Genomic DNA, 22,545 nt, shown 5'->3' on the forward strand with positions numbered 1-22,545 from the left:
TAGACCTTCAAATCGAAGGTCTTTTTTTATGCCCAAACAAGACTTAGGGAGTAGTTCTCTTGGGAAGGAAATTAGAGGTTTATTTTTAAATTTTCAAAAAGTAGATTACCTCACTCGTTTTTATTTAAGTCTAGCTAATATGGCTCAAATTCAAGCGGAATTATTTAAAAATAACCAATTAATTATCTTAGACCGTTGGTTACCCTCTACTTATGCTTACCAATTATTTCCCTTTTCTAAGGAAAAGAAAAAACTATTACCTTTAAAAAAGATCTTTCAGCTGAATCATAAAACTATCTTAAGAAAACCTGATTTATTAATTTATTTAGATATTGACCCTCTTATCGGAAGAAATAGAAAGAAAAAACAAAAAAACCATCAAAGAGATCTCATTGAAAGACAATCATTAACTTATTTTCAAACTGTTCACCAAGGATATAATTATTATCTCACTCATTACGCTAGCGGCATGAAAAAATTAATCTTAAACGGAAGTGATTCTATTCCGTCTAATATTCAAAAAATGATGAAATATCTAGGAGAAAGATAATGGTTATTGTTATTAAGAAAAAATGTAAAAACGGTAATCTTTATTTTTATTACCATAATGGGAAAATTAAAACCATCAAACCTAAGATGGGACCACCTTCCGTTACTTGGAAAACGAAAAAAATTAAGAAGAAAAGACCTTAAAACAAGGTCTTTTCTTCTTCAAAACATTAATAACTTTATGCCAACCCAAGAATTTAAGACCTTAATCAAGCAACAAAATTCAACCCCTAAATTCGTCATCCAACCCCTTTATTTAAAAAAACTCACCCTTATTCAACCAAATTAGAGATTATTATCATTATTTGTTAATTTCTAACCGAAATATAACGAAAAACCAACCAGGATTAACTTATTTAACTCAAAAAAGAAAACTCACTTTAGAAACTATTAAAGAATTTAAACTTGGTTACCCCCCTTATATGATAAACCTTTATCTTTTCGTCTAATAAATTACTGTCAAAAAAAAATATTAATATAGATCAATTTATTAGAATATGATTTTATCAAAGCAAAAACCAGTCAACAAAGAAAAAAATATTATCATGATACTTTCCATGGTTCAATTATTATCCCCATTGAAAATGGTTATCATCAAACTTTTCATTTTTATCAAAACCATTTCCGCGAAGTTTCTTATTTCCGACCCAAATATCAAACTTTAACTAATTTTAGTCAAACTCCGACCTTTTCATTTCAGTTATCGTTTTTTTGAAGCTTTACCTTTTATTAAACAAAAAAACCATTATTATTCATGAAGGTTTTTTTGATGTCATTAGTTGTTGACAAAATGAGATTAAAAACGTGTTCGGTCTAATTTATGTCACTCAGCTACTTTCTCAATCTCAACTAGAAATTCTCAAAAAAGAAAAAATTAAGGTAATTATAACCCTAGATAAAGATGAAACAGGTCAAAAACGAAGCGAAGTCTTAAGGAAAACAACTTAAAGAAGAAAATATTATATACGAAATTAGATATATTTTGCCTCTTTATGTTAAAACTTGTAAATATATCGATGATTTATTACGTCAATAAGGAAAAGAGAAGCTTATCAAAAATGTTTTTTAGCTCCATACATCACTTATAAAGAGGTCAAAAAGAAAATTATCGTTGAAAAGAAATATAATAGAGAATATGTACGGATTCAGCATAACCTTTTACTTTAGTAGGATCCTTATCTTGATTTAGAGACGATAAAATGGTTTAGGTTCTGATTTTTTTGAATCTTCTTGGTTTTGTTTAACTTCTGTAATACTTGTTTGATGCATAAGATTCTTCTAACTGTTGAGAATTTAATTTCAAAGTTAAATATCTAAAATTCAACACGCCATTAATTTCAATAATAAGAGCTAAAGGTGTATTAATTTTAAAAATAATAAAATAATATTATTTCTTGAAAAATATTAAAAATTTAAATAATTTATTTTTTATTTCGTTAATATTTTATTTGAAAAAAGATTAACTTATAAAAGTCAGTCTTTAGATATAAAAAATTTATTTACTTAAAAAAATTACAATAGTTAGAACCAGTGAGTTTTATTTTTTAAAAGAGAAAACATTTTTTGTTTATAAAATTCAACCCCTGGTTGATCAAAAGGATTAATACCTATTAAATAACCAGACATAGCACAAGATTTTTGAAAAAAATAAATAAGATAACCTAAAGAATACTCATCTAAACGAGGAATAAAAATTTCTATATTAGGGACTCCCCCTTCTATATGTGCTTCTTTAGTAGCTCTTAAAATTGTTTGATTTATATCAGAAAAAGTTCTCCCTGATAAATAATTTAACTTATCTAAATCTTTATCAATAAGAGGAATTGAACAATCATCTTTTATACTACTAATATTCAAAATTGTTTCAAACATCATTCTTGGACCTTCTTGAATAAATTGACCTAAAGAATGTAAATCTGTAGAATTATTCACTGAACTAACAAAAAGCCCTTTACCTTCTTTTCCTTCTGTTTCTGCAAATAATTGTTTCCACCATTCAGCAAAAGATGATAAATGAGGTTCGTAACTAACAAATAATTCTATTTTTTTATTTAATTTAGTAAACATTAAATATCTCGCTGCTGCATATTGATAAGCTAAATTATTATTAAAATCATTAGTTAAAGTATCTTGATAAGCTTGCAAAGCCCCTTTTAAAATAGCTTCTGCATCTAAATCAGCAAAAATAAAAGGTAATAAACCTACAGGAGTTAAAACGCTAAAACGACCTCCAATAGAATTCGGTAAAAAAAATGTTTCATAACCCTCTTTTTGAGCGATATTCAATAAAATACCTTTTGTAGCATCAGTAGTAACAAAAATATTTTTTTTCGCTTTTTCTTTACCGTATTTCTTTTCGATTTCTTGTTTTAAAATCCTAAAAGTTAAAGAAGGTTCTAAAGTTGTTCCTGATTTAGAAATTACATTGATAGCCCATTTTTTATTTTTTAAATAACAAATTAAATTAGTTAAATAATCCCCTGAGACTTGATATCCAGCAAAAATAATTTCTGTTTTAGTTTTCTTAAAAGGAGTTTTAAGAAATTCTATACCTGCTTTAGCACCTAAATAAGAACCTCCAATTCCTATAACTACTAAAACTTCTAAATCTTCATTTAATTTTCTTAATTTTTGAATTTGTTTTATATTCGAAATAGTATTTTGATCTAAAGGCAAAGTTAACCAACCTAAATATTTATTTTTTAGATCATTATCTTTATGTAATTGGTCGTGTATTTTTAGAATTTGAGATTTTATTAAAGAACTTTCTTTATCCCAATCTAAAAAATTTTTTATACCTTGTATATCTAATTTAAATTTCATTATTAAAATACCTTTATTAATTAAATTATTTCGTTATAAAATAATACTTTTTAAATTATATTTAATTATTTTTGATCCCATTCTATTTTCTTTTGTTTCTTAATAAAAGAAAGAAATAAAATAATAGTAACTAATAAGACAATTATATTACTAATACAAGTGCTTAAACCAATTTTGACATAATTATTTATTATTGTTGAAGAATAAAATACATGATGAAAAAACCAAATACAAAACATTCTTGTTATAATCCTTAAAATATTTAACCAAAATACAATATAAGCTTTCTTTTTGTAAGACATGATATAAAACATCATCATAGAAGCCCAAATAGAAGTAAATAAAGACATTTGTTCAAAAAATAAAACTTGTCTAAAAAACGATAATTGTTCTTGGTTATCTGATTTTGTTAAAAATTTCAACAAATCTGTTCCATAAAATGTATTAACTAAAATACCAATAATACCGATAATTAAAGTAATAACAAAAACATTTTTAAAAATTTTTAAAGTTTTTTGATTTTTCTCCTGTGATGTCCTCTGCGAAACCATTACTATTTCGGCATCTTCAAAAGATTGAGAAATAGAAAAAATAATACCGTTAACAACTGATACAAAGCCTATTATAGTTATCATTTCTTTGCCATAATAGCTTGTAACCATATCATTAACAAATTTTTTACCAATTTCATAAGTTGTTTTTCCTATAACTAAAACACCTGATAATTTTAAAATATTTTTAATAATGTCTTTAGGAAAAATTAATTTGTCGAATTGAAGTCGAAAATCATTTTTAGGTTGGAACATTAAATAAAAAACAATAAGAGAAATAATAAAATTAGATAAAAAATCAGTCCAAGCTAAATGAATAAGCGTAATGTTCTCTCTGTGAATATGTTTATATAAAAAAGTAAAAATAATCTTTGAAATAATATTTAAAATATTCAAAAACAAAACAAAAGTATTTTTATTTTTAGATTTTTCTAAACCAATAAAAACAGAATTTATAGTAATAAAAACAAAACTTAATAAAGAAATAGTATAATATGTAAATCCTCCATCAGAATGATAATCTCTTTTTAAAAAAATATCTCCCAAATGAGAAGGTAAACAAGCACCTAAATAAAAAATAAAAAAAATACCGAATGATCCTAAAACAGCAATAATAAAAGATAAAGTAGCGTATTGTCTAGCTTTTTTATAATTTTTTTGTTTATATTCTCTAGCGACAAAAATAATACCGGCTCCAGCTAAAGATACAGCAATACTTTGGAGCACTTTTTTAATTTGTTTCATATAAGAAATGACAGAATTTAATATACCAGCATTTTGTTTTGCAGCATCTCCTACAATATAATAATCTATACTAGAACCTAAATGTTGAAATAATAAAAACAAAGCAACGGGGAAAGCTAAAATAATTAAACTTATCCAAATAGGTCGCTCTTTTTTAAATTGAGAATTAAATGCATTTGGTTTTTCAGAAGCAGATGTTATTTTTAACATATAAAATAATTTATAACCTTCCTTATTTATTTTGCTCCAAATCCCAAAAAATAAATAAATTATGTTTTTATTAAAATAAATAAAAAATTATAAAAAAGCATTTATCATAAAATAAAATCTAAAATATTTTAGATGCCTTCTTAATAAAAGTAAAATAAAAAATAATTAAAAAATAAAATTTCTTTCCGTTTAATAAACTAATTTAATATTATGTTTACAAAAAATATCTCGTCAACATCTTAATTTAATTATTCATTTTTTTCGATTAAAGAATAAAAAATTTTTGTTATTTTATTTCTAACCAAGATTCTTGACTATCTATAATTTTCTTAAACAAAAAATCATAAAAATAAATAAAAATTTCAAAATTAATAGTTATTTAATAAGGTGATTATAATTTTTCTTTTTTTATTAAAACACGAATCCAAAATCAAATAATGAATTTATTTACAAATATATTACGACAATCTAAATAAACATGTTTTTGTATATATATTTCTGTATTTAATATAACACCCTCTTTCATTTAATTTGATCGGCATTTATAACATTACCTTATTTATTATATAAAACTTTTTAAAAAAACTCAATTTCCCATAATTTATATTTTTTCATAAATTAAAAAAACAATCAATACTCGAAATTCATAAGTTATTAAACTGTTTTATTTTAAAAATGATAATATGTCATTTTAAGAAATGTTCGCTAATACCCTGTATAAAAAAACCTCTATCAAGATATTCTATTTCTATTTTTAACAATAACATTACAAATTTCAATGTTTCAAAAAATTTAAATTTTATCATTCTAAATGATAATAAAAATAAACATAATTAAATTACGGCTGCAAAACGATCAAATAACAGTAAAGCATCTTCGTTTAAATTTTGCTCAATGATAAAATTTAAATCTAAAGGCCAATCATTATATTTTAAAGTCAACAAAACCCTATAATTTTTATTTTTATAAAAAATTAAAGGATAAGTGGGGCCTAAAATTTTGATTTTATAACACAAATGATTTTCTAAATTTTCTTTTATTTTTAAAGCAATAGATGAAACTTTTAAATAATTTTTGTGAGAAATTAATATTTTACTATAAAAAGCAAAAGGGGGATTATTAGTTAATTTTCTTTCTTTTAAACTTTGTTCTAAAAAAGAAAAAATATCATAATATTGTCCTTTTTGAAGAGTATAATGTTGTATATTATAACCCTGAACAATCATTTCTCCTTCATCAGAAAGATAATTAGACATTTTCATTAGTAATTGAAAAGTTTTTTCTGTTGCCTTAAAATGAGGAATATTCAAAAGAGCATCTACCATCAAAATTCCTACTGTTTCAATAGAAGGTAATTTTAAATTTTTAGCAACCATTTCTGTTCCTAATAAAAGATCAATTTCATTATTATCTAATTTTTTTAAAATATTTTGATATTGAGATAATGTTTGAACAGAATTAGAATCTATAATTGCTAAATTCACGGAAGGTATTTGTTTTTTTAAAAAAATTAAAATATATTCGATGCCTAAAGTAACATTTTTTAATAAAGAATTAGAACAACAAGGACATTTAGAACTAAACGGTCGATTATAATGACAAAAAGTACATTTGAAAATATAACTTTGATGAAAAAAAACTAAATTTTGACGGCATTTATCACATTTCGGGACATAACCGCAAAAACGACACAAAACAAAAGGAGCAAAACCTAAAATATTAATAAATAAAATAGTTTTTTTCTTTTCTTTTATATTTTTCATTAATTTCTCTAATAAAACAGAAGATAAAGGAGATAAATTACCTTGTTTTAATTCTTGTTTCATATCAATTAATTGCATCATCTTTTTATTTTTTTTTGTTAAATCAAAAAAAATAATTTGTTTCTGTTTTATGCCTAAATAACTATCCATTGAAGGCATTGTTGTAAAAAAAATCAAAGGAATATTGTGGTATTTAGCACGAATATATGCTAATTCTTTAGCATCATAATTAGGAGTTTTATCTTTTTCAATTAAAGACTCATCATTTTCTTCATCAATAATAAGAACTCCTATCTTTTGTAAAGGAGCGAAAATAGCTTTTTTAGTCCCTATAACAATAAAAATTTTTTGGTATTGGATATCTTGATTTTTTTGATAATGTTTTATTAAACCAGACTCATTTTTTAAAATAGTTAATTCAATGTTAGGGAAATATTTTTGAATTTGTTCTTTTAAAGAAATGATCAAAATTATTTCTGCTACCAAAATTAAAACTTGCTTTTGTTTTTGTAAAGCAGTTTGAATTAATTTTAAATATATTGCTATCTTATCTTCATATTGATCATAATATAATAAATAATTATTATAACTATCCCAACAAATTTGTTTATAAACATAATCTTGTTTTTTATTTAAAACAAAAGAATTAACTAAATTTAAATTTATTTCTTTTGGCTTTCGAAAAACTTCTTTTTTTTGAATTAAAATAATTTTTTGTTCTACAAATTTTTTTAACATAACTGAAGACAAAAATTTACAAATATCTTCTTTGGAATAAAAATAAATTTTATTATTAGTGATGGAACCTTTTAAACTTTGAATAATTTTTTGTTGTTTAGTAGTTAATTTAAGATTTGGTATTTCTGTCAAACAAGGATTTAAATAATAAAAATTTAAAAGTTTAGGGCGATAATCTTTTTTAAAAATTATAATCTTTGAATCAATAATTTTTCTTTTTTGTAATTCTAATAATTTATCTTTTGAAAGAAAATTATCTTTTAAAGTTAAAAATCCTTTTTTTTTAACTAAATATTCTTGAATTTGTGAAGGTAATTCTTTTTCTTGCAAAATTGTAATTTGTCTCATATAAGTGCTTAAAAAACTTCTAGGTATAATGACATTATATGCTAAAGAAGTATTAATAAAAGGGATTTTTAAAATTTCTTCGGCCATTAAAAAAAGTTCTTCATTCAAAAAAGGAACTTTATCTAAAATTTCTACAATAGCTTTTGCTTTTTTTTCAAACAAACTTTCTTCTTTAAGTTTTAAAATATATCCTAAACGATAAGTATTCTTGGAACCGAAAGGAACAATAACTCTCATTCCTTTTTTAATTATCTTTTTCCACTCTTGAGGTATCAAATAATCAAAATATTCTGTTAAATGAGGAATTTTATTATCAACTATGACTTCTGCATACAACATATATTATTTTATGGGACCTTTTATATAATTTGTAAATGTTTTCGAATTATAAAATAAAAAAAGATAAATTTACTAATTTACCTTTTTTTATTATTTTCATTATTTTTTAATATTATCTAAAAGTTTATCAATTTTTTTACCATAAGTTAAAGATTCATCGTATTTAAATATTAAATCAGGAATTTTTTTAATATCTCTGATTTGACTAGCTAATTTTAAACGGATTTCTTTTTTATTTTCTTCTAAAAGTTTTTGAGCTAAATCTAAAAATTCAGATTTATCATTCAAAATAGTATAAAAAACATTACAAAAAGATAAATCATTGGATAAATCAACACCAGTTAAACTAATATAACCTAAACTATCATTTTTAATAACATCATTAATGATATCAACTAACAATTTATGAATGACATTAGCCCTTCTTTTAATAACCATATTATTCATTTCAAATTTTCACTTTCTCTATTTTAGATGATTCTATTATATCATCAATTTGAAAATCATTAAAATCATCTAATAAAATACCACATTCGTGTCCTTGAGAAGAACTAGAAATATTATTTTTTAAATGTTTCAAGGAAACAATTTTACCTTTAAAAATAACTTTATCATTTCTAATAACTTTTGCTATAGAATTATTAAAAACTGTTCCTTCAATAACATAACAACCTGCAATAGTGCCTATAGAACTTATAGAAAAGATTTTTTGAATTTTAGCTTTACCAGTAACTTTTTCTTCTAAAACAGGCTCTACTAATTTTTTCAATTTATCTTTTATATCATCAATCATTTTATAAAGAATATTATAAGTTGTCATATCAACGTTAAGATTTTTAGCAGCATTAACTACAGAATTGCTAACAGATGTATTAAAATTAATTAAACAAGAATTAAAAAGTTTAGCAAAATCAATATCATTAAGAGTAACTGTTCCAACTGAAAATTTCAAAATATTTACTTTAATATCTTGAACGCTTAATTTTTCTAAAGATTCAACAATAGCTTCTAAACTACCTTGAGTATCAGCTTTTAAAATAATGTTTAAATACTTATTTTCGTTATCTTTTTGAGGCGCTAAAACATTATTATACATATGACTGTTTTCTTTATCAAGAAATTTATTTTGTTCTTTCAAAAGATTTTGTTTACTTTCAATAATTTGTTTCGCTATTTTTTTATTTTCTACTACTTCAAAAAGATCTCCTGCTTGAGGTACAGAATCTAATCCTGTGACCAAAACAGGTTGAGAAGGATAAACCTCTTTAAAACTATTCTTTAAATCATCTTCAATAGAACGAATTTTACCATAAGTATTATCGCCTACAACTATAACATCTCCGAGTTTTAAAATCCCTTGAGAAGTAAGTAAAGTAGCTGAAGGACCTTTATTCTTGTCTAAACTAGCTTCCAAAATAACTCCTTTAGCAACCTTAGTCAAGTCAGTTTGAATATTTTTCATTTCACTAATTAGTAAAATGACTTTTAATAATCGATCTATTCCTTCTTTTTTTAAAGCTGAAATTTCAACATATGATGTTGTGCCACCCCATTCTTCAGGAATCAAACCTAAATTAGATAAATCAGTCATAATACTTTCTTTTTTATTATGATTTTTGTCTACTTTATTAATAACAACAATAATTTCGACTTTAGCTTTTTGAGCATGTTTAACAGATTCAATAGTTTGTGGTTTAACTCCGTCATCAGCAGCAACTATTAAAAGACAAATATCAGTTACTTTAGCTCCACGAGAACGCATTTGAAAAAAAGCTTCATGGCCAGGACTATCTATAAAAGTAATTTTTTGATTATCATAATTTATTTCATAAGCGCCAATATGTTGTGTGATACCACCAAATTCTTTATCCACTAAACGAGTTTTTCGGATAGTATCCAATAAAGTAGTTTTACCATGATCTACATGACCCATAATAGTTACAATAGGTACTCTGCGAGTTAAATTAGGATTTTCTACTTTCTTGTTTGAATCTATTTTAGAAGAATCTTTAGAAGAATCAAAAATAATTTCAATATTTAAAGCTAATCCTAACATTTCTATTTCTTCTTTAGTTAAAACTTGATTTATATTTGTTTTAATGCCTAATTCTATAAATTTTTTAATTAAAAAAATATTAGAAACTTGTAAAATATTAGCTAAATCTTGAACATTATGTTTAGGATTAAATAAATAACTTTTAACTTTAATCTCTTCAGTATGAAAATTATTATTGTCTTGTTTTTTATTCATATTTTAGAATTTCCTCTCCTTCTTGGGTTTTTTTATCTCATAGATATATAATTGAATATAATTATTTCGAAAAATATTTCAAAAATGCAAAATATAATAAAAATATATTAAAAATTAAGTAGTTTTAATAGAAATATTCCATTTAATAACTTGAGCTGCTAATCGAACATTATTCCCAGATTTACCAATAGCTAAAGAAATTTGATCTTCATTAACTAAAACAGAAGCGTTTTTGTTCTCTAAATCTAGAATATCAACTTGACTAATTTTAGCTGGTTGTAAAGCATTCGCAATAAGTTCTTTTGGTTCGTCGCTCCATAAAAATAAATCTATTTTTTCACCTTTTAAAACATTAATAATATTTTTTATCCTGGAACTCTTTGAACCAATACAAGAACCTATAGCATCTATATTAGAATTATGAGAAAATAAGCCTACTTTTACTCTAGTTGAAGGAATACGAGAAATACCCATAATTTCAATAATACCTTCTTGAACTTCGGGAATAAATTCTTTAAAAATTTCAAGAACAAATTCAACGCAAGTACGACTAACTAAAATTTTAGGCATTTTAGTAGTTTGTTTAACTTCAACAACATAAACTTGAATTCTTTCGCCTGCTACGAAATCATCATTATCTAATTTATCTTTATTTAATAAAACAGTCTGAACTTCTTTTTCTAATTCTAAAACATAAAGATTTTTTTTAATAGAAACTACTTTGGCAACAATTAATTTTTTTTCATATTTTTTAAAAATATTATAAATATTTTCTTTTTTATGTCTAATTATTTCTTCATTAAATTTATTTTTAAAATCTTTGCTAGCATAAAAATTAAACTCTTTAGGGTCAACTTTAATTTTAATAATCTCGCCTATTTGTGGATTATTTTTTAATTTTTGCGCTTCCTCTAAATTAACACAAGTCATCTTTTTAATATTAATATTTTCATCAATATTTTCTTCGTTAGCTACTGAATCTGGTCCTACTACTAAATATTCTTTATACAAAGATAATTCTTCGTAGTTTTTATTAAAAATTAATTGACAACTTTTAATTTGATAATTTTTTTTACAACCAGAAATTAAACTTTTTTCAAAAGCTTCCAAAATTTGTTCTCTAGTCAATTCATGTTCTATAGCTAACTGATCAATATGATTTAAAAAATCTTTAGTTTTCATATAATTTAATTTTATTTTCCTTAAATAATTTAAAATTGAGTTTTTAACGAATTTCAATTTTAAAACTAAAATAAAAGTGCATATGTTATTTTATCATTTTTTAATATTTTTATTTTGATAAAACAATAAATAATAATATAACAAAAAATATTAGTCCTCTTATGGTGTTTCAATTCTATATTAAAAAAATATTATAAATGAAGTTTGCATTTGAAATTTGTATTTATTTATTTATTTATTTATAATAATAATGTTGAGTTAATTTATGTTGTTTTTTAAAAAAAGAAAATAAAATATAATTTCTTTTTTTAAATAATCAAAAAATAATTTTATAGATTAATTTAATTTTTATATATTAAAAATTATTATTAGTAGGGGTTTTTTAAACGAAAATGTCTTTCAATATAAAAGAAGAAGCTTTAAAAGTTCATGAACAAAAAAAAGGTAAATTAGAAATAAATACTAAATTACCAATTAATAATTTAAAAGATTTAACTTTAGTTTATACTCCTGGAGTTGCTGAACCTTGTCTTAAAATTGCTCAAAATGAACAAAATGCATATAAGTATACAACAAAAGGAAATAATGTTGCTGTTATTACCAATGGATCAGCTGTTTTAGGTTTAGGAAATATAGGAGCATTAGCTTCAATTCCAGTAATGGAAGGTAAATCTGCTTTATTTAAAACATTCGCTAATATAGATTCTTTTCCTATATGCATTGATTCTCAAGATCCAGATGAAATAATTAATATCATTTCTAAAATACCTGCAATGTTTGGTGGAATTAATTTAGAAGATATTAAAGCACCAGAATGTTTTTATATTGAAAAAAAATTAAAAGAAAAATTAGATATTCCTGTTTTTCATGATGATCAACACGGGACAGCTATTGTTGTTAGTGCAGGGATTTTAAATGCTTTAAAAGTAGTTAAAAAAAATATTCAAAATGTAGAAATAGTTATTAATGGAGCAGGTTCTGCTGGTATAGCTATTGCTAAAATGCTTCTTTTAATGAAACCTAAAAATATAATTTTAATAGATAAAAATGGTGTTATTCAAAAAGATTGTACTTGGTTAAACGAAGCACAAAAAGAAATGGCTTTATTAACTAATAAAAACAATGAATCTGGTTCTTTAAAAGAAATTATTAAAAATAAAGATATTTTCATTGGGGTGTCCAAACCTAAACTTTTAACTTCAGAAATGGTTTCTACTATGAATCATAATTCTATTGTATTCGCTTTAGCTAATCCTGTTCCTGAAATTATGTATGATGAAGCTAAAAAAGGAAATGCTAAAGTAGTTGCTACAGGACGTTCAGATTTCCCAAATCAAATTAATAATCTTTTAGTGTTTCCAGGTGTTTTCCGAGGTGCTTTAGATGTTCAAGCGACTCAAATTACAGAGGAAATGAAAATAGCTGCTGTTTATGCTTTAACTTCTATTATTCCAGAAAATGAATTAAATGAAAATAATATAATTCCTTCTATTTTTAACAAAAAAGTAACAGAAATAGTAGCTAAAGCTGTCGCTAAAGTAGCTGTAGAAACTAAAATGACTAGACAATCTAAAAATTCTTAATTAAAATTAAAAAAATAATTATAAACAATATAAATATAATATATTTCTTTATAAAAAATTATAGATTATTTTAAAAATTTGTAAATAATTCCATCTTTAATGATAATAAAAACTAGTTTAAAAAACTAGTTTTTATTAAAAAAATGAAATATATAAATAAATATTTTTACAAAAAAATAAAAGAAATTGAAAAAAAAGATACATTCAATTTCTTTTATTTTTTTGTAAAAATATTTTAATATTAATAACCAAATTAACAAAATTTATATTTTTATTTTATACGATATTATAAGCTTCTTTAAGTTGATATTCAATATATTTTAAATCTAATTCTGGATTTTTTTTAAATTTATTTAAATGTTTAAATTTATTGCTTAATTTTCCGAAGAAAACAACAAAACGTTCCCCTCTTTTTTGATATTCTTTTTGTAATTTTTTTATTTCAACATCATAATAATTTAACTCGCTTTTAGCTTTTTCTACTTTAAATTTAGCATTACCAACAGATTGAATAATTTCTTGTCTTTTAACATATAATTTTTCTAATTCATTTTGATACTTTATATATTCATCATTTCTAACAAATTTATTTTTAACAAAAGATTCCCATTTTAAGTTTTCTTTAATATTCATTTCTTTCTCGGACTCAATATCTTTTATTAAAATATAATTTAATTCTTTTATCGATTGTTCTAAATTATTTTCATGAAATATTTGTTCTAATTGCAACTTATTTATTTCTTTTTTATAATTATCTAAAATTTGTTCAAATTGTAAAGCATTTCTATTATCTCGTTGATATCCACGTCTAAGTATATTTTCTCTTAAAATAATATATTTCGAAGGTATCATTCCATCATCATCTTCTTTATCACTTAAAATATAATTAATTTTTGCTTGAAACTCTTCTTCAGAAATATTTTGTTTAAATAAATTTTTTATAAGTTCATTTATTTTATTTTTCATTTGATTAAATTCAAGGGTAATAATATTTATTTGTTCTATTAAATTTGTTTTTTTATTATTAATTTTTTGTTCTTCAATTTGAATTTTCAACATTTTTAAACGAATTTTAAAATGTTTAAAAAAAGAACTATTAATTAAATTACTAGCTTGTTCTTTAACTTCAGTAATAGTTCCTTCTTGAGACATTAAAAAAATTAATTTTTCTTCTAATTGAAAAATATCTTTTTCCATTAATAAAATTTCATTATTATGTTCTTCATTTAAAGAAAAATTTTTTTCAATTGTGGATTGAGAATTATTTTTAGATCCTTCTTCGTCATTATTAGCGGAAATAAAAAACATATTAAACAAAAAAAACAAAATAACAAATATTAAGATACACATTTTAAAAACAATTATTTTATTTTTTAAAAATTTCTTTTTCATTATAAAATATCTATCATCTTTTCTAAAGGTAATTTATAAATGCATACCCATTATTATTATATAATAAGTTTTATTTATTTAAATTTTCCTCAAAAGATTTTTTTATATTCAAAATAAATATTACATCAAATTTATAAATATTTTAATTTATATAAAAAAATATCTTATAAAAATAAATTTAATAAATATCGCAAAAATAAAAATTAATTTAAAAAATAATAAAATAAAAATAAAAATTACTAATTCAAAAAATTAATTTTAAGAACTAATATCTATACCCATTTTTTGTCTAACTTCTTTTATTTTATTATCGGCTATTATTTTAACCTTTTGAGTTACTCTTTTTAAAATTTGTTCTAGATCAATATTTTTTTCTAAATCATAGTATTTCTTTTGAACAATTCTAATTTCTTCTACCAATAATGAAGCAATTTTTTCTTTAAATTCTTTATAAGAAAAATTTTTAAAATATTCAACAGTATCATTTAAATCACAATTCTTTAAAGAAGTATAAATATTTAAAAGATTGCTTAAACCAGGTTTTTTATTCAAATCATATTTAATATTATTATCAGAATCAGTAACCGATTTTAAAATTTTTTGTCTTATATTATTTAAATCTTCTAAAAGAAAAATACAACCTTTGTTATCAGAATTATTTTTGAAAGAACTTTTGCTCATTTTTTTATTAGGTTTTGTTAAAGATTTAATCATAGAACCTAATTGTAAAAATTGAGGGACAACAAAAGTATTGCCATATAAATTATTAAAGCGAGTGGCTAAAACACGAGTCAATTCTAAATGTTGTTTTTGATCTTGATTCACAAGAACAACATCAGCATCATAAAGCAAAATATCAGAAGACATTAAAAGAGGATAAGTTAAAAGAGATGTTCTCAATTTTTTTAAAGAATTTTTCTTTTCTTTAAATTGAATCATCCGATTCAACTCTCCCAAATAAGAATTAGATTCCATTATATAATTTAAATAAGTATGTTGTGGAATTTCTGATTGAATAAATAAATTAATTTTACTTAAATCTAACCCTGATGCTAAACAAAGATATATTGTTTGACGTATTGTTTTTTTTAATATGTTCGGTTCTTGAAAATCAGTTAAGGCATGTAAATCAGCAATAAAAAAATAAAAATCATATTCATTTTGATATTTATTTTGGAAAAAAATTAAAGGTTTAATTATTCCTAAATAATTACCTAAAGTTAACTCTCCTGTTGGTTTAATTCCTGTAATTAATCTTTTTTTTTTAGAAATCATATTTCTTTTTGAATATATCAACCTTTTTTTATAATTTTTTTATTTAATTTCGTTTTTAAATAAAAAATAAAAAGAAAAAAAATAGCAAAAAATAAAGTCAAAACAACTATTCTCAAAAAAACTATTATATGAGAGTAAACATGAGAATCAAATGATTTTTCACACAAAACATTACCATGAACGGGACATTGAATATTAGGATAAGGAAGCCAACAAGATTTTATATTTTTTTCGCATTTCAAAATAGCTTGTTTAGAAAACAAAGAAATTAAAAAAAAGATAAATAAATAAATCAATGGGTGTACAAAAGTATAAATTTTTTCTTTCAACTTATCTAAGTTAAAAGGAAGAAAAAAGAAAAAAAAGACAAAATAAAATAAAGGAATAAATATATGTTGCAAACTACTAATAAAATTTTTATCAAAAAACCAATAACAATTTTTTTCACGTTTTGTCATAAATTTAACCAAAATATTTAATTGTTTTGTTTCCTGATTAGATCCTATGCGCCAAAAAGGATGTAAAAATAAATTAAAAACAAAAAAAGTTAATAAAGAGTTAACTGCAACAACAAAAATAAAAATAGAATATTTTTTTTTATTTTTTATTTTTAAAAAAAAGGACAATAAAATCAATAAAATAGAAAAAATTGTTTGAATAGTGAAATAATACAAAAACCTTCCAACAAAATAATTTTCTTCATTTACATATTTGATTATATCAATTACAAATGTATAAAAAGTTAATAAGAATAAAAATAAAAAATAAATTTTTGCTTTGAAATTAAATGTTGTAAACAAAGAATATATTTTTTTTCTTTTTTTTATTAATTTTTTTTTAATCATAACAAAAAATTCCTATAATCATTAATTATTTAAAATAAAAAGGAAAAATCAGATATAAAATTGTCTCATCTTCTTCACACATAATAAGGAAAGGTTTGGATGGATTTTCGAAAAAAAATGTTATTGTTTCGCTAGAAAAAATTTTTAAAATTTCCTCTAAATATTTAACATTAAAAAAAGTTCTTATTTCATCAACAAAAGAAAATTCTAAAATTTCAAATTCTTCCAAAGCATTACCTATTTCTTCGCTATCTGAAGAAATTTCTAATTTATTATTCGAGGAAATTTTAAATTCTACAACATTATCAATAAAATTTTTTTCTTTAGGCAAAAATAAAGAAACTCTATCTAGAACTTTAATCAAATTATTTCTATTTAATTTAAAAAAATGAACTAAATTTTCTTTTTTAATTGAAGGAAATCGAGGATAATTACCTTCTAAAAGAGATGATTGAAAAAATAAAGAATTTGTTTGTAAAAAAAATTTTTGTTTTGTAATAGATATTTGAACAATATCATCTTTTTTTTGTTCTAATAATTTAATTAATTCTTCTAAACTTTTACCAGGAATAATAATATTAAAATCATGATAATCTATATTCAATTCTAATTTTTTTTGAGCTAAACGAAAAGAATCAGTAGCTATAACAGTTAAAAAAGGAGATTCATAAATTAAATTAACACCTGTTAAAACATTTTTTTGTTTATCCTTAGAAGAAATAATACTTGTCTCCTTAATTATTTTCTTAAATAATTCTGTTTTTATTTGAAAAAAATTTTGATAATCAAAATCAAAATTAATCAAAGGATAGCTATTTAAATCCATTATTTTTAATTTATACTGAGAAGTGTCAGTCTTAAGAATTAAAAATTTATCCTCTACAGAAATTATTTTAATAAAAGAATAATCTATTTTTTTAATAATATCAACAAAATTTTTGCCTAATACAACTAAAACACCTTCTTCTTGAACTTTCAAACTTTCATCTTCTATTTTTATTTTGACAACAATATGATCATTATTTACTTCTAAAAACAAAACATTTTGTTTCAAATCCATTTTGATACAATAATACATAGGGAAAAAAGTTTTTTGAGGTAATATTTTTTGAATCTGAAGCAAGTAATGTAAAAAAACTTCTTTTTTAATTTCGAAATTCATATTTTAATTTCTTATTTTCCTTAAAATAATTTCAAAAATTTTTAATCATTTATTTTTTTTAAAATTAATTCTATAACTTTCTGTAACTCTGAATTTTTTTCAATTTTTTTTTCAATTTTTTTATAAGCTTTAAAAACAGAAGAATATTTTTTATCAAAAATAAAACTTATCATTTTATAAGATAAATTATTTATTTTTTTTAAAAAATAAATAGTAAGATGACGAGGCAAAGTATATTTTGAATTTCTTTTTTTTCCAATTAAATCTCTCATGTTAATATTATAAAATTTACTAATTATATTTTTAATTTTTTCAGTATTTATTTCTTCTTTGGACGAAATTTTTTTATTTTTTAATAAAGGCTCTAAGGCTTCTTTAGTATTTTTTAAATTAATTTCTAAATTATAAATTTGAAAATAATTTAAAATACGAAATAAAGCCCCTTCCATTTCCCTTATATTATCATAAAAATGAGAAGAAATCAAATTTAAAATTTCTTTTTTTAATTGAATACCGCCATCTTTTTGAAGTGCAAATTTTTTTTTTAAAATATCAAGACGATGTTTAGCATCGGGTTTTTTAATATCTACTACTAATCCTGCTTTAAAACGATTAGTTAATCTTTCCATAATATTATTTAATTCTAAAACACTTTTGTCACTAGTAATTACTATTTGTTTTTTATTTAAATTAAGATAATCAAAAAGTTTAAAAAATTCCATTTGAGTTCTATGAGCTTCAGCCATTATCTGTATATCATCTACTAAAAGAACATCAACACTTCTATATTTATGATTAAATTCATCTATTCTTTCTTTTCTTAATTTGTTAGTAAAATCTTCAATAAATCCATCTGCTTTCATATATAAAACTTTTTTATTAGGATTCTTTTTTAAAATATGATTTCCTATAGCTTGCATTAAATGAGTTTTGCCTAAACCCACTGAACCAAAAATATATAAAGGATTTATTTCTGCTCTTTCTGAATTAGCTATTTTTTTTGCCATTTCAAAAGCAAAAATATTACTAGAACCAGAAACAAAATTATCAAAAGTATAATTAGAATCTAAATTAGAATCAAAATTTCTTTGATAATAATTATTATTTATATTCTTTTTTTCTTTTTTTAAAAAATTTTTTTCAAGATCTTTTTTAATTTCTTTTTCAGAAATAAATCTAAAAAATATTTCTTTTTCAAAATACTTTTTAGAAATTTTTTTTATTTTATCTAAATAAATATGAGAAATTTTATTTTTAATAAATTCGTTTTCAACTAAAATAAAAAAAATTTCATTTTCTACTTTATGCAATCGAATATTAGAGAAAGTTTCTTCAAAAACTTTTTCGTTATATAAAAGAGATAAATCCTTTAAAATATATTCCCAAATTTCATTGTTTGACAATTTTTTTTCTTCCATTTAAATTTACCTTTAAAAATTATTTATAATAAAAGAAGTTTTTTTTAAAAAAATTATCAGAAAATTTTAAAAATTTTCTGATAATACTAATTTAAAATTAATAATTAAATGCCGCAACTAATACATTCAAAAACTTTTAATTTTTGAGTTCTTGTATAATAAAGAGTTTTTATCCCTTTATGATGAGCATACAAATAATATCTCTGTAATTCTCTAGTAGTTACATCAGAAAGAATGCACAATTCAAATGATATCCCTTGATCAATATGTTTTTGAGCTGTCGCAATAACATCTATTAGTTTAAATTTATCCATTTTATAAGCTGTTTTATACATAAAAGCATAATCTGCTAAACCAGGAACAGGAAAATAAGTTTTAGAATTTCCATAAGTTCTTTCTTCAACTAACTGTTTTATTGGTGTTAAAGATGGAGTAGCAGACATAATATAACCTATAGAACCATTAGGAGCAACTGCTAAACGATGAGAATTATATAAACCATATTTAATAACATTTTCTTTTAAAGTTAACCAATCTTGATCTGAAGGAATTTCTATTCCTTCAAAAATTTTTTTAATTTTAGGTAACTTTGGATAAATAGCTTTTTTATCTTGAAAATATTCGCCGTTGGCATATTTAGATTTTTCGAATTGAAAAAATTTTTGTCCTGTTTTTTTCGCTTTCAAACAAGAATGTAAAATAGAATAATAATTTACCATATTAAAAAAAACATCTATTAATTCAATATTTTCTTGACTACCAAATTCAATCATTTGTTCAGCAAGAAAACCATGATGACCCATAATACCGAAACCGACGCTCCTATTTAATTTATTACCTTTATAAACGGCCGGTACATGTTTAATGTGTGTTTCGTTAGATACTGAATTCATAATTTCCATAGCGGCAAAAACTGTTTCTTTAATTTCTTTATTTTTAATCATATTGCTCATATGTCCTGAGGCTAAATTACATGAAATATCCATTCCAATTTTGTCTTTATCTCTTTCATGATAAGGAGCATAATGAGAAGTAACAGTAGGTTGTAAAATTTCTGTACAAAGATTAGAAAATTTAATTTTTGATTCAAGAGTATTAACTGCATTAGCATTATCACAAAACATTAAATAAGGATAACCACTTTCCCCTTGCATTTGAGCAATTAATTCTAATAAAGATCGCGCATTAATAAATTTTTTTCTTACTTTAGGGTTTTGTAATAAAATATCATACCATTTATCCATTTCTGCTCCAATATCAGCAAAATTCAAATTATAAGTTTGAAAAACAGTATGAGGATAAAAAAGTGCCATTTTTTCATTTTTTCTAGCTAATTCGATCATTTTATCAGGAATAATAACTCCCAAAGATAAAGTTTTAAGACGAACATCTTCATCAGAATTTAATTTTTTAGAATTTAAAAAATCTTCAATATCGGCATGAAAAACATTTAAATAAATAGCTCCAGCGCCTAAACGTTGTCCCATTTGATCTGCATATCTAAAAGCATGATCTAGTAATTTAGCGACCCCGATAATACCTTTACATGAATTATTAATACCTTTTATAGTTTCGCCTTTTGCTCTTAAATTAGAAAGATTGACCGAAACTCCGCCACCAATTTTTGAAAGTTGCATAGAAAATTCGATAATACGAGAAATATCATTTAAAGAATCTCCGGCTTCTAATAAAAAACAAGAAACAAATTCTCCTCTTTTTTTTAAACCTGTATTAAGTAAAGTAGGAGTGGCAGGGGTAAAATTTTGTTTAATTAAATTTTTAATAATTTTTTTTGCTAATTCAAAATTACCATAAGAATGGAATAAAGCGTTAACAGATAAACGATCTTCATAAGTTTCTAAATAATTTTTTTTATCACGTGATTTCAAAGCATAATCATTATAAAATTTAAAAGCACCTATAAAAGAAGGAAAACGAAAATTTTGATTATAAGCTATTTTATAAATTTCTTTAATCTCTTCCCAGCTATATTGTTTTAAAAATTTTTCTTCATAATAGTCATTTTCTATTAAAAAATTTATTTTTTCTTTTAAAGTAGGGAATTTTTTTAATTTAGGTTTTATTTCTTCTTCGAAATAAGATTTCAATGCTTCTTTATCTTTTTCTAAATCCTTTATTTTTCCTTCTTCATCAATTATTTGATTATTAAGAATTATATAATTGGGTATTCTGTTTTGAAAATTTTTATTTTCTTGAGTTAAAAAATTATTTAACCATTTTTTTGTATATATAATATCTTCTTTGAATCCTTTTCCTTCAAATTTTATTACCAAAGGGATGTTATATTTTTGAGAAATTAAATCTCCTGCTTTTCCAAAATTTTTTCCATAATTTTTATTACCCGAAACAGCGACACCTATTACTAAATGTGAATATTTTTTTAAAAAATTTTCAGTTTTATCTGAAATTTCTCCAAATTTAATTGTTTTAGTTATTAAAAAAATATTTTTATTATTATTTTTAAATTCTTCAATTTTTTCTAATTTATATTCTGATAATTCTTTAACAAAATCAGAAACATTTCCTTTTTCATAACTATCATAAACTATTTTTAATTTTGAAGCATTCATTTAATTCAACCTTTTGTTATGGTAATTTTTAAATTTTTATTTAAATAATATAAAAATAATGTTTTAAATAAAATTTAAAAATATTTTTTTTATATTAAAATTATAACTTTAAAAAAAGAAAAAAATTAAGAAATATATTTTTTAATTTATTTAAATATTTTATATTTTTTAATTAAGTAATTAAAAATATTTTTAAAAAAATAATTAATTTTATTATTTTTAATATTAAATTATTGTTATTGGTAGATGTTAAAAAATGTGAATAAGTTTTTTTATTTTTTTTATTTTAATCGTTTTATTGGTTTCAAAATATATAATTTATTTTTTTTAAGAAAAAAGTTAGGAACTTTTTTTATAAAGTTAGTAATATTTTTTATAAAGTTAGGAATATTTTTTTTGATTTAGTCATTTTTTTTAAAATTAAAATAAAATAATTATTAAACTTTTTTCTTTTTTAATTTTAAATTTTTCATTTTCTTATTTATTTTATTTTTTGATTTTGAATAAAACAATAAAAAATAATAATAAAAAGATACTAAAATTAGTTAGGAATTTTTTATTTTATTAAGAAATCTTTTTTTAAAACCGTTTTATTGTTTGAATATTTTTTTAAAAAAAACTTAGTCATATATTTAATTTTTTGACTAAGTTTTTTTATTTTTAAGAATAAAAAAATGTTAATTTTTGCTAAAATTAATAAGATTGTTATAAAAATATAAAATCGAAAAACAAAGATAAATTAAAAATATTAAAATTTTGAATAATTTAAAATGTATTTTTT

The 22,545-nt window shown here is 21.7% G+C and carries 14 protein-coding genes; 2 read left to right on the forward strand and 12 right to left on the reverse strand.

Annotated elements, in window-relative coordinates:
- Positions 1-28 precede the first annotated feature (28 nt).
- Positions 29-550: a dTMP kinase gene (locus M8044_RS01230; RefSeq protein ID WP_273585252.1), complete on the forward strand. Its 522-nt coding sequence runs from the start codon at positions 29-31 to the stop codon at positions 548-550.
- A 1,520-nt stretch (positions 551-2,070) separates the two neighbouring features.
- Here the strand turns inward: M8044_RS01230 and M8044_RS01240 are convergent.
- From M8044_RS01240 to nusA, 6 genes are all read right to left on the reverse strand, one after another.
- Positions 2,071-3,372: a glucose-6-phosphate isomerase gene (locus tag M8044_RS01240; RefSeq protein ID WP_273585253.1), complete on the reverse strand. Its 1,302-nt coding sequence runs from the start codon at positions 3,370-3,372 to the stop codon at positions 2,071-2,073.
- A gap of 65 nt (positions 3,373-3,437) precedes the next feature.
- Positions 3,438-4,877 (reverse strand): MATE family efflux transporter, encoded by a 1,440-nt coding sequence (locus M8044_RS01245; RefSeq protein ID WP_273585254.1) that lies wholly within the window; start codon positions 4,875-4,877, stop codon positions 3,438-3,440.
- An 833-nt stretch (positions 4,878-5,710) separates the two neighbouring features.
- Complete coding sequence (priA, locus tag M8044_RS01250) at positions 5,711-8,065, reverse strand: replication restart helicase PriA (protein WP_273585255.1); 2,355 nt, start codon at positions 8,063-8,065, stop codon at positions 5,711-5,713.
- Between the two features lie 99 nt (positions 8,066-8,164).
- Positions 8,165-8,512, reverse strand: coding sequence for a 30S ribosome-binding factor RbfA (gene rbfA / locus M8044_RS01255; RefSeq protein ID WP_273585256.1), 348 nt, complete (start codon positions 8,510-8,512; stop codon positions 8,165-8,167).
- Position 8,513: 1 nt separating this feature from the next.
- Positions 8,514-10,316, reverse strand: a complete 1,803-nt coding sequence (gene infB / locus M8044_RS01260) for a translation initiation factor IF-2 (protein ID WP_273585257.1) — start codon at positions 10,314-10,316, stop codon at positions 8,514-8,516.
- A gap of 114 nt (positions 10,317-10,430) precedes the next feature.
- Complete coding sequence (gene nusA / locus M8044_RS01265; RefSeq protein ID WP_273585258.1) at positions 10,431-11,498, reverse strand: transcription termination factor NusA; 1,068 nt, start codon at positions 11,496-11,498, stop codon at positions 10,431-10,433.
- Positions 11,499-11,890: 392 nt separating this feature from the next.
- On the opposite strand from nusA, the gene M8044_RS01270 reads away from it, so the two are divergent.
- Positions 11,891-13,081 (forward strand): NAD(P)-dependent malic enzyme, encoded by a 1,191-nt coding sequence (locus M8044_RS01270; protein WP_273585259.1) that lies wholly within the window; start codon positions 11,891-11,893, stop codon positions 13,079-13,081.
- 276 nt (positions 13,082-13,357) lie between these two features.
- On the opposite strand, the gene M8044_RS01275 is transcribed toward M8044_RS01270, so the two are convergent.
- The 6 genes from M8044_RS01275 to nrdE form a co-directional block, all read right to left on the reverse strand.
- Positions 13,358-14,473: a hypothetical protein gene (locus M8044_RS01275; protein WP_273585260.1), complete on the reverse strand. Its 1,116-nt coding sequence runs from the start codon at positions 14,471-14,473 to the stop codon at positions 13,358-13,360.
- A 258-nt stretch (positions 14,474-14,731) separates the two neighbouring features.
- Complete coding sequence (gene trpS / locus M8044_RS01280) at positions 14,732-15,748, reverse strand: tryptophan--tRNA ligase (RefSeq protein WP_273585261.1); 1,017 nt, start codon at positions 15,746-15,748, stop codon at positions 14,732-14,734.
- Between the two features lie 17 nt (positions 15,749-15,765).
- Positions 15,766-16,593, reverse strand: a complete 828-nt coding sequence (locus tag M8044_RS01285) for a hypothetical protein (RefSeq protein ID WP_273585262.1) — start codon at positions 16,591-16,593, stop codon at positions 15,766-15,768.
- Positions 16,594-16,618: 25 nt separating this feature from the next.
- Positions 16,619-17,755, reverse strand: a complete 1,137-nt coding sequence (gene dnaN, locus M8044_RS01290; RefSeq protein WP_273585263.1) for a DNA polymerase III subunit beta — start codon at positions 17,753-17,755, stop codon at positions 16,619-16,621.
- A gap of 41 nt (positions 17,756-17,796) precedes the next feature.
- A complete protein-coding gene (dnaA, locus tag M8044_RS01295) occupies positions 17,797-19,173 on the reverse strand; it encodes a chromosomal replication initiator protein DnaA (RefSeq protein ID WP_273585264.1) in 1,377 nt (458 codons plus the stop codon).
- Between the two features lie 104 nt (positions 19,174-19,277).
- Positions 19,278-21,764 carry a class 1b ribonucleoside-diphosphate reductase subunit alpha gene (gene nrdE, locus M8044_RS01300; protein ID WP_273585265.1) on the reverse strand — a complete coding sequence of 829 codons (2,487 nt, stop codon included), beginning with the start codon at positions 21,762-21,764 and terminating at the stop codon, positions 19,278-19,280.
- Positions 21,765-22,545 lie beyond the last annotated feature (781 nt).

The organism is Columbia Basin potato purple top phytoplasma (assembly GCF_028595955.1).
Lineage (GTDB): Bacteria > Bacillota_I > Bacilli_A > Acholeplasmatales > Acholeplasmataceae > Phytoplasma.

Bases quoted from the DNA above. Each gene is read 5' to 3' on its own strand.
- M8044_RS01240 (WP_273585253.1), bottom strand. From the start codon at position 3,372: ATGAAATTTAAATTAGATATACAAGGTATAAAAAATTTTTTAGATTGG.
- dnaN (WP_273585263.1), bottom strand. From the start codon at position 17,755: ATGAATTTCGAAATTAAAAAAGAAGTTTTTTTACATTACTTGCTTCAG.
- priA (WP_273585255.1), bottom strand. From the start codon at position 8,065: ATGTTGTATGCAGAAGTCATAGTTGATAATAAAATTCCTCATTTAACA.
- M8044_RS01230 (WP_273585252.1), top strand. From the start codon at position 29: ATGCCCAAACAAGACTTAGGGAGTAGTTCTCTTGGGAAGGAAATTAGA.
- trpS (WP_273585261.1), bottom strand. From the start codon at position 15,748: ATGATTTCTAAAAAAAAAAGATTAATTACAGGAATTAAACCAACAGGA.
- infB (WP_273585257.1), bottom strand. From the start codon at position 10,316: ATGAATAAAAAACAAGACAATAATAATTTTCATACTGAAGAGATTAAA.
- dnaA (WP_273585264.1), bottom strand. From the start codon at position 19,173: ATGGAAGAAAAAAAATTGTCAAACAATGAAATTTGGGAATATATTTTA.
- M8044_RS01245 (WP_273585254.1), bottom strand. From the start codon at position 4,877: ATGTTAAAAATAACATCTGCTTCTGAAAAACCAAATGCATTTAATTCT.
- M8044_RS01285 (WP_273585262.1), bottom strand. From the start codon at position 16,593: ATGATTAAAAAAAAATTAATAAAAAAAAGAAAAAAAATATATTCTTTG.
- nrdE (WP_273585265.1), bottom strand. From the start codon at position 21,764: ATGAATGCTTCAAAATTAAAAATAGTTTATGATAGTTATGAAAAAGGA.
- M8044_RS01275 (WP_273585260.1), bottom strand. From the start codon at position 14,473: ATGAAAAAGAAATTTTTAAAAAATAAAATAATTGTTTTTAAAATGTGT.
- M8044_RS01270 (WP_273585259.1), top strand. From the start codon at position 11,891: ATGTCTTTCAATATAAAAGAAGAAGCTTTAAAAGTTCATGAACAAAAA.
- rbfA (WP_273585256.1), bottom strand. From the start codon at position 8,512: ATGAATAATATGGTTATTAAAAGAAGGGCTAATGTCATTCATAAATTG.
- nusA (WP_273585258.1), bottom strand. From the start codon at position 11,498: ATGAAAACTAAAGATTTTTTAAATCATATTGATCAGTTAGCTATAGAA.